We start from the raw sequence: 9,132 nt of genomic DNA, 5'->3' as shown, positions 1-9,132 counted from the left end.
ATATTTGTGCGAGTATTATTTAGTGTTACGCATGCGCAATTTTTAATTGCTGCAGTCTCAAAAAATTAATTCCTAACACTTTCTCAATAAAACAAAAATAATCAACAAATAACTCTCATAAAGCTTTTATCCACATTGCTTTTTTCTACTAACGAAGGTCACGTATCACACATATAGTTGAGGTTATGCCTACATTCACACGCGAAGAAATTGAGCATTTGGGCGTTTTGTCCCAGATTGCTTTAAGCGACGAAGAAATCAGTCGCTTGCAAGGCGAATTAAACGTCATTGCAGAATCTATTAATAAAGTGCAGGAAGTTGCTGGCGAAGATGTGCCACCTACTGCAAATCCAGTGCCTTTGGAAGCTTATTTGCGTCCAGATGAGCCTGCTACACCTTTGACTCAAGAAGAAGCTCTTTCGGATGCTCCTAGAAGTGAGTCTGGCATGTTTGTAGCGCCTCGAATTTTGGGGGAGGAATAAAACATGACTAATACTCAAGATTTGGTAAAACTTTCTGCTGCCGATATGGCAAAGGCTGTAAAAGCTAAAGAAGTTTCTAGCCGTGAACTTGTTGAAGCTCACTTGGCAGTCATTGAATCTGCAGAGCCAGAAATTAAGGCATTTTTGCATGTTTCTGCAGATATTGCTCTTGAGCAGGCAGATGCTTTTGATGCTAAGAACGCTAAGGGTGAGACTGAAGGATTGCCTGAGTTGGCTGGTGTGCCGATTGCCATTAAAGACATGATTGTCACTAAGGGCATTCCTACTACTGCAGCATCGAAGATCCTCGAAGGCTGGGTTCCACCTTACGATGCTACTGTTATTGAAAAGCTCAAAGCAGCTGGCATGCCAATTCTCGGCAAGACTAATTTGGATGAGTTTGCTCAAGGTTCTTCTACAGAACATTCTGCTTATCAAACTACTTGCAATCCTTGGGATACTGAGCGTGTTCCTGGTGGTTCCGGCGGCGGTTCAGCTGCAGCTGTTGCTGCATTCGAAGCTCCTATTGCTTTGGGTACAGATACTGGTGGTTCTATTCGTCAGCCAGGTGCTTTAACTGGTACAGTCGGCGCAAAGCCAACTTATGGCGGTGTTAGCCGTTTTGGTGCAATCGCTATGGCAAGCTCTCTCGACCAAATTGGACCTGTTTCTCGTACCGTTCTTGATTCTGCGCTTTTGCAGGAAATTATCGGCGGTAACGATAGGCGCGATTCTACTTCTATTCCAGCTCCTGTTCCTCCAATGGCTCAAGCTGCTCGTGAGGGCGCTCGCCGTGATTTGAAGGGCTTGAAGGTTGGTTTAGTTAAGGAGCTTAGCGGTGAAGGCTTCCAGCCAGGCGTTGAAGCACGCTTTAATGAAGCTGTGCAATTGCTTAAGGATATGGGCGCAGAGGTTACGGAAGTTTCTTGCCCTCACTTCCCTTACTCTTTGGCTGCTTATTACATTATTATGCCTTCAGAAGTTAGCTCTAATTTGGCTCGCTACGACGGTATGCGCTACGGTTTGCGCGTCATGCCACCAGCAGACAAGCCTCAGACTGCTGCAAATATGATGGCTGCAACTCGTGAAGCTGGTTTCGGTGACGAAGTAAAGCGTCGTATTATTCTCGGCACTTACGCACTTTCCGCTGGCTACTACGATGCTTGGTATGGCTCTGCACAAAAAGTTCGTACGCTTATTATTCGCGATTTTGAAGAAGCGTTTAAGAAAGTAGATGTTCTTGTTTCTCCAACAAGCCCTACAACGGCATTTAAGTTTGGCGAGAAGATGGATGATCCACTTTCTATGTACATGAACGATATTGCTACAATTCCTGCAAACATGGCTGGAGTTCCTGCTTTGAGCCTCCCAGCTGGCTTAAGCGACGACGGTTTGCCTGTTGGCATTCAGATTATTGCTCCGCAATGCCACGATGAAAAGATGTACAAGCCTGCAGCAGCGTTGGAAGCAGCGCTCGAAGAGCAGTGGGGCGGTCCAATTTGGAAGTCGCTTAAAGCTGGTTGGCTCGATTCATTGGCTAAGTAAAGTGAAGTAAAGCTTAAGTAAGAAGGATATCTAATGGCTGAAAAACTTATGAAATATGCCGATGCTGTTGAGCAATTCGATCCAGTATTCGGTTTGGAAACTCACGTTGAGCTTTGCACTCGTACGAAGCTGTTCTGCCCAGCAGAAGTATCTTTTGGCGGTGAGCCAAATACTCAGCTAACTCCTGTAAGCCTTGGTTTGCCAGGCTCTTTGCCAGTTGTAAACAAGACTGCAGTTGATTATGCAATTAAGCTTGGTTTGGCTTTACATTGCGAAATTGCTGAGTGGAGCCAGTTCGCTCGTAAGAACTACTTCTACCCAGATATGCCTCGCGATTATCAGATCTCCCAGTACGATAAGCCTACTAATGGCAACGGTTACTTGGATGTTGAGCTGGAAGACGGCACCGTGTTCCGTGTGCCGATTGAACGTGCTCACATTGAGGATGATGCTGGTAAGAATACTCACGTTGGCGGCGCTGACGGCCGTATTGAAGGCGCAAATCACTCTTTGGTTGATTACAATCGTGCAGGTGTGCCTTTAATCGAGATTGTAACTAAGCCAATCGAAGGTGCAGGTAGCCGCGCTCCAGAAATTGCTGGTGCTTATATGCGTGCTATTCGCGATATTGTTCGCGCTCTCAACATCTCTCACGCTCGTATGGAGCAGGGCAATATGCGTGCTGACGTGAACGTTTCGCTCCGTCGCAAGCCAACCGATCCATTTGGTACGCGTTCAGAAACTAAGAATGTGAACACATTCCGCGGTATTGAAAAGACGCTCCAATATGAGATTCGTCGTCAGGCTGCTATTTTGAGCGAAGGCGGCGAGATTTTGCAGGAAACTCGTCACTGGGATGAGGCAACTCAGACCACTGCTGGTGGTCGTGTGAAGTCGGATGCTGACGATTATCGCTACTTCCCAGATCCTGATTTGGTTATGCTTCACATCACTAAAGAGCATATTGAGCGAATGAAGGCGCAAATGCCGGAAATGCCTCGTGAGCGCCGTAACCGTTTGCAAAGCGAATGGGGTATTAGCGATCTTGAAATGCGCGATATTTTGAACGCAGATGCTCTTGATTTGGTTGAAGAAACCGTTAAGGCTGGCGCAAGTGCGGCAGGTGCTAAGAAGTGGTGGCTTGGTGAGCTTGCTCGCGAAGCAAACACTCGTGGCGTGACTTTGGAAGAATTGCCTATTACTCCGCAAGATGTGGCTGAAGTTGAAAAGCTAATTGCAGACGGCAATCTTAACGATAAGCTCGCTAAGCAAACTGTTGCATGCGTTTTGGCTGGCGAGGGTAAGCCTGATGAAGTTGTTAAGAAGCACGGATTTAAGGTTATGAACGACGACGGTGCTTTGGAAGCTGCTGTTGACGCTGCTCTTGCTGCTGATCCTGAAGTTGCAGAAAAGCTTAAGGCTGGAAATATGAAGCCGATGGGTGCAATTATTGGTGCTGTTATGCGTGCAACTAAAGGTCAGGCTGATGCTAAGGCTGTTACTAAGATTGTGATGGCAAAAATCAAAGGCTGAAAAGTGCCGTAAAGGCTGAAAAATTTAATATTTGATAACGCTAATGTATAAACGTAAAAGCGTAATCAATATTCAAAAGTAAGTGCTGCGTACTTGCTGCATACTCAAATCAGATTTGTTTGTGTAGCAGGTGCGCAGAATTTACTATTTATCAACATTGCGAGGCATTTTTCGTCTTCTGGATTATCATATATTATGCGATGTGAGAATTATGCGAAGGGCTTAATTTTCAAAGGCACAATACAAGTAGGTGACTATGCAACAAACCAATGATGGTGTTATTAACTCTCGCGAGTTACCAAAATCTATAGTAATTCCTCAAATTCGTGGAGAGATGGCGCACCTTCGTCCAGCTACGTGCGATGATTTTCAAAGAATGGATGATTTGTGCGCATTTGATGGTGCTGCAGTTATTACTGGAAAGGATGCTAATTCAGAGCGTTCTATGGTTCATTCGTGGGTTGAAAGCTCAATGCAATGGACTAAAGATAGTCTTATTGGTGAAAATCCTTCTGAATCTTGTCGTTTTGCTGGCGATGTTCAATTGCGTCACACTATTGCGTGGGCGATTGTTCCTGATGTTTTGGATGATTCAAATAACGCTTCTGGTGACATTATTGGCATGATTTTCCTTATAGATATTGACGGATGGTCTCGCAGTGCTCGAATTCAAGTTGTTTTAGGCAAAAATTATCGAGGAAGAGGCTATTCGCGCGACGCAATGCCTAGAGTTATGACTTATGCTTTTGCATCAGAGCCGACTGGTCTAGGGTTGCATAGAATTTGGGTTGGAGTTCCGGCAACTAATACTCGCTCACTTTCTGTGTATCAATCTCTTGGATTTGTAAAAACCGGCACTGCGCGAGACGCATTATGGGATGCTCAAAATCAAAAATATCAAGATTTTGTTGTAATGGACACTCTTGTAGATGAATATGATGCCATTCGTTCGCTGGATGCGTTTGGTCTACACGTTATTGAAGAAAATCCTGGTGTAATCGAAGCTTTGAGCGCGCATGAACATTCTGTGGCTATACCTGTGCATCGTGATAATCTTGATGAAGCATGGCCGTACAATGCAAACGTCTCTGAAGGAAGTTCATCAAAAAAAGCTTGGTGGCGCATTATAGGTCGTGGACGCAAACGTAATACGGAAGGTAAGTAATGAGCGCCGAAGATCTCGACAACTATGAAACCGATGCAGAACTTGCGTTATATAAAGAATACCGTGATGTTATTAAGCTTTTTACTTATGTCGTAGAAACAGAGCGACGATTTTATTTAGCCAATAAAGTCGATTTTAATGTGCGTTCAGCAGGTCAGGATGTTTATTTTGATGTTCAACTTACAGACGCTTGGGTATGGGATGTTTACCGCCCTTCGCGTTTTGTTAAAAATGTCCGAATAGTAACTTTTAAAGATGTAAATGTTGAAGAAGTACAGAAAACAGACATTGACATTCCTGAATCTATCGCGTGATGCGCGTATGCTCAATAAGGATATATAGAAATTGCTTACCTAGCACGCAAAGTGTTTTCGTAAAAATTTGATGTATTAAGATGGAGGACAAGTGACGGATACACAATCCCCAAAGGAATCTGTGGTAATTATTGGTGGCGGTCCGGCAGGGTTGACGGCAGCCTGGGAACTCGTTAAGGATGGTGGATCTAGCCGCTACGACGTAACAGTGCTCGAAGCCACGCGTGAATTTGGCGGTATTTCGCGTACTGTGAAGTATAACGGCAATCGTATGGACATCGGCGGTCATCGTTTCTTCTCAAAAGATGACCGTATTATGCAATGGTGGCGTGAAATGCTGCCTCTCCAGGGTGCGCCTTCATATGATGATAAAAAGCTTGGTCGTCATCACGATTTGGAAGCAGGTGGACCTGATCCTGAAGTTGAAGATGAAGTGATGTTGAAGCGTCATCGCGTTTCTCGTATTTTCTGGAATCATCATTTCTTTGATTATCCAATTTCTCTTTCTGCAGCAACCTTGCGCTCTATGGGCTTTATTTTGACAATGAAAGTTGGCTTCAGCTATTTGTGGTCTATGATTCACAAATTGCCAGAAACTAATCTTGAGAATTTCTACATTAATCGTTTCGGCAAGAAACTTTATTCCATGTTCTTTGAGGGCTATACAGAGAAGCTTTGGGGTAGGCATCCAAGCCAGATTTCTGCCGATTGGGGTGCTCAGCGCGTTAAGGGTTTGAGCATTGTGGAAGTGTTGAAGAATGCTTTTTCCAAGCTTTTCCCTAAGAAAAAAGGCAAGAAGAAGGAAGTAGAGACCTCATTAATTGAGGAATTCTGGTATCCAAAGCTTGGTCCTGGTCAGTTATGGGAAACAGTTGAGCGCCGTTGCCGCGAAAACGGTGCTACTGTGCGCACAGACGCAAAGGTAGTTGCTATTAAGCAAGCAGACGGAAAGATTTCCAGTGTTGTAGTTGAAGATGCAAATGGAGAGCGTTCAGAATTGCACGCCGACCAGTTTATATCTTCTATGCCAATTAAGGATTTGGTAGCTGCTCTTGAGCAGGGTGCAGATGGTGACGAAAAGGCTGAAGTTCCAGCAGAAATGCAACGCGTTGCCAAGGGTTTGCCTTATCGCGATTTTGTGACTGTAGGCTTGCTTGTTAAGCGCGTGCGTCTGCGTAATACTACCACTATTCCAACGCTTGGTAATCCTCCTATTGTTCCTGATTGCTGGATTTACGTGCAGGATCCTGGATATAAAGTCGGACGTTTGCAAATCTTCAACAACTGGAGCCCATATCTCGTTAAGGATGTTGATAACACTGTTTGGATCGGTCTTGAGTACTTCTGCGAAGAAGGCGACGACTTCTGGAATATGAGTGATGATGATGCTCGTAAGATGGCTATTGACGAGTTGACTCGTATGCAGGTTATCAATGGTGAGGAAGACGTTCTTGATTCTCATCGTGAGCGAGTGCCAAAGGCATATCCTGCTTACTTTGACACATACGCTCAGATGCCTGAATTGATTGATTATCTTGATGGCTTCGGCAATTTGTATTGTGTTGGTCGCAATGGACAGCATCGTTATAATAACCAAGATCATTCAATGGCAACTGCTATTGAGGCTGTAGAAGATATCCGAACTGGAGAAACTTCTAAGAAGAACGTGTGGTCTGTTAACACTGAAAAGTCGTATCACGAAAAGAAGTAGTAATTAATTCTCGTATAAATTTGAGCGTTTGATTTTAAAGCGCAAATAATTTAGCGATATAGCGTCAATAATACTGGGTGTTACCCATATTATTGGCGCTTTTTGTTTATTCTAATATCGCTTTAAAAGCTTTATAAAAATTGTAATAAAAAATACTAAATACTATGGCGCGTCGCGTTGTACAGCGTCGTATAGCTGTAGTAGCATACATAATGTTCGTTGTTATGTACATATGAATTGTTATGAAATGGCAGCGAGTTCGTGACGGATTTTTCCGTAATCTTCCATGTAAAGAMKWGMCNRGGCTCTATTCCGTGTGAGTTAAGGAAAGGTAAAATTGTGGCAACAGGCCAGAATCTTGAAAAAATGAAGCTTTCAGAATTGAAAGATCTTGCAAAACAGATGGGTTTGCGCGGAACATCTACAATGCGTAAGCCTGAGTTGGTGGCTACACTGACGGCTGCTCGTAATGGGGGAGAAGCGCCTGCAGGTGTAAGTGTTCGTGTTCCTCGTGATGTTGTAAATCCTAATAAAACTGCAGATACTAGTACAGATATAGAAGATGCTGGATCATCGAAAGACAATAGTGATTTAGAAGCATTAGAAGTTTTGGTTCCCAATGCTACTTCAGATCGTCGCTATAGAGACGAAGAAGATTTTGGGAATAAAAATTATCGACGCGATGCGAATCGTAATAATACATTCCAGCGTCGTCGTTCCTCAGAAGATCGTAATGATAATCGCGATCGTAGAGAAGATGGTATGGACTCGCATGAGTTGGATCAAATTTTGGCAACATTGCCTGGTGAAGATTCTCATGCAGAGGGTGAACCGCGTCGTCAGCGTGTAGCTTCTCGTGACTTTGATAGAGAAGAACAACAAAATCGTGCTGATCGTTTCCAGCGTCGTATGCGCGGTCGTGCACGTGATTACGATGAGTCTCGTTCAGATTATTCAGATCGGCAGAATCGTTCAGAACGCATGGATCGAGTAGAACGTGAAGATCGTGATGAACGTCGTGCTGAGCGTGGAGAACGTCAAGATCGTAACGATCGCAATGTTCGTCTTGATCGCGATGCACGTGATGCGCGCGATGCTCGCGAAGAGCATGATTTACGCGAGCCTCGTCGTGAAGAGCCTCAGGAAGAGCTCGTGCCAGTAGCTGGAATTGTTGATGTCTTAGAATCTTACGCATTCGTGCGCACTTCTGGTTATTTGCCTGGTCCTAACGATGTTTATGTTTCAATGAGCCAAATTAAAAAATATGGCTTACGTAAGGGTGATGCAGTTCAAGGCTCCATTCGTGCTCCTCGCGAAGGCGATCGTCGAAATCAGCGCCAAAAGTTTGTTCCTTTGCAAACAATCGATAGCATTAATGGAATGAGCGTTGAAGAAGCTCAGTCTCGACCGCAATTTGCTAAGTTGACGCCGTTATATCCGCAGGAGCGTTTGAAGCAAGAAACTACTCCGAATCGCATGTTGGGACGTGTTATTGATTTAGTTGCCCCAATTGGTAAAGGCCAGCGCGGTTTGATTGTGTCGCCACCAAAGGCTGGTAAAACCATTACTCTTCAGAATATTGCAAATGCAATTACTACAAATAATCCTGAAGTGCATCTTATGGTTGTGCTTGTAGATGAGCGCCCAGAAGAAGTTACCGACATGGAACGTACTGTGCAAGGCGAAGTGATTTCTTCTACATTCGATCGTCCTGCAACAGATCACACTACTGTTGCTGAGCTTGCTATTGAGCGCGCTAAGCGTTTGGTTGAGCTTGGCCAGGATGTTGTGGTTTTGCTTGATTCTATGACTCGTTTGGCTAGAGCTTACAATATTGCAGCTCCTGCTTCTGGTCGTATTCTTTCCGGTGGTGTTGATGCTCAAGCGTTGTACCCACCAAAGAAGTTCTTCGGTGCTGCTCGAAATATTGAAGACGGCGGCTCTTTGACGATTATTTCTTCTGCATTGGTTGAAACTGGCTCTAAGATGGATGAAGTAATCTTCGAAGAGTTTAAGGGCACTGGAAATATGGAATTGCGCTTGAGTAGAGATTTGGCTGATAAGCGTCTCTTCCCAGCGGTAGATATTAATGCTTCTGGAACTCGTCGCGAGGAGTTAATTACTCCAGCTGCAGATTTGCCAGTTATTTATCGTTTGCGCCGTCTCTTTGGTGGTCTTGAGGCAGAGCAAGCGTATCAGACTTTGATTCCTCGATTGAAGAAAACTGCTTCAAACCGTGATTTCTTAGCTGCTATAACTCAACAAACTGGCACTGCTACGAATAATTCTTCTTCTACGACTATTGCGTAGTTCTTATTTCGTAAGGAATTAAAATTATTGCCCTTTGGATTATCTACCAAGGGGCAATAATTTTATTTATAT

At 44.2% G+C, this 9,132-nt stretch carries 7 protein-coding genes; all 7 read left to right on the top strand.

From position 1 onward, the window contains the following. Nucleotides 1-185 precede the first annotated feature (185 nt). The 7 genes from gatC to rho all read left to right on the top strand — a co-directional run bounded on the left by gatC (nt 186) and on the right by rho (nt 9,060). On the top strand, nt 186-482 hold the full coding sequence (gene gatC / locus A5294_RS04550; RefSeq protein WP_004105888.1) for an Asp-tRNA(Asn)/Glu-tRNA(Gln) amidotransferase subunit GatC: 297 nt from the start codon (nt 186-188) through the stop codon (nt 480-482). Nucleotides 483-485: 3 nt separating this feature from the next. Continuing rightward, on the top strand, nt 486-2,027 hold the full coding sequence (gatA, locus tag A5294_RS04545; protein ID WP_004105890.1) for an Asp-tRNA(Asn)/Glu-tRNA(Gln) amidotransferase subunit GatA: 1,542 nt from the start codon (nt 486-488) through the stop codon (nt 2,025-2,027). A gap of 33 nt (nt 2,028-2,060) precedes the next feature. Then, nucleotides 2,061-3,560 carry an Asp-tRNA(Asn)/Glu-tRNA(Gln) amidotransferase subunit GatB gene (gene gatB, locus A5294_RS04540; protein ID WP_064340578.1) on the top strand — a complete coding sequence of 500 codons (1,500 nt, stop codon included), beginning with the start codon at nt 2,061-2,063 and terminating at the stop codon, nt 3,558-3,560. Nucleotides 3,561-3,816: 256 nt separating this feature from the next. Further along, the gene (locus tag A5294_RS04535; protein WP_064340577.1) at nt 3,817-4,725 is read left to right on the top strand and encodes a GNAT family N-acetyltransferase; all 909 of its coding nucleotides are present in this window, start codon (nt 3,817-3,819) and stop codon (nt 4,723-4,725) included. Continuing rightward, a complete protein-coding gene (locus A5294_RS04530; protein ID WP_004105898.1) occupies nt 4,725-5,039 on the top strand; it encodes a DUF2469 domain-containing protein in 315 nt (104 codons plus the stop codon). Before A5294_RS04535 ends, A5294_RS04530 begins: the two co-directional genes overlap by 1 nt. Nucleotides 5,040-5,130: 91 nt before the next feature. Next, nucleotides 5,131-6,750, top strand: coding sequence for an NAD(P)/FAD-dependent oxidoreductase (locus tag A5294_RS04525; protein WP_032835339.1), 1,620 nt, complete (start codon nt 5,131-5,133; stop codon nt 6,748-6,750). Nucleotides 6,751-7,089: 339 nt separating this feature from the next. Then, nucleotides 7,090-9,060, top strand: a complete 1,971-nt coding sequence (gene rho / locus A5294_RS04520) for a transcription termination factor Rho (RefSeq protein ID WP_004574201.1) — start codon at nt 7,090-7,092, stop codon at nt 9,058-9,060. The last annotated feature ends 72 nt before the right edge of the window (nt 9,061-9,132 follow it).

It is taken from the genome of Gardnerella sp. 30-4, assembly GCF_001641215.1.
Taxonomy (GTDB): domain Bacteria; phylum Actinomycetota; class Actinomycetes; order Actinomycetales; family Bifidobacteriaceae; genus Bifidobacterium; species Bifidobacterium leopoldii.
The sequence above is the reverse complement of the archived record's forward strand: the minus strand, read 5'-3'. Positions and strand labels throughout refer to the sequence as shown.

What these genes read in the sequence shown, in the direction of transcription:
- gatC (WP_004105888.1), top strand. Translation starts at nt 186, where the DNA reads ATGCCTACATTCACACGCGAAGAAATTGAGCATTTGGGCGTTTTGTCC.
- A5294_RS04530 (WP_004105898.1), top strand. Translation starts at nt 4,725, where the DNA reads ATGAGCGCCGAAGATCTCGACAACTATGAAACCGATGCAGAACTTGCG.
- A5294_RS04535 (WP_064340577.1), top strand. Translation starts at nt 3,817, where the DNA reads ATGCAACAAACCAATGATGGTGTTATTAACTCTCGCGAGTTACCAAAA.
- gatA (WP_004105890.1), top strand. Translation starts at nt 486, where the DNA reads ATGACTAATACTCAAGATTTGGTAAAACTTTCTGCTGCCGATATGGCA.
- gatB (WP_064340578.1), top strand. Translation starts at nt 2,061, where the DNA reads ATGGCTGAAAAACTTATGAAATATGCCGATGCTGTTGAGCAATTCGAT.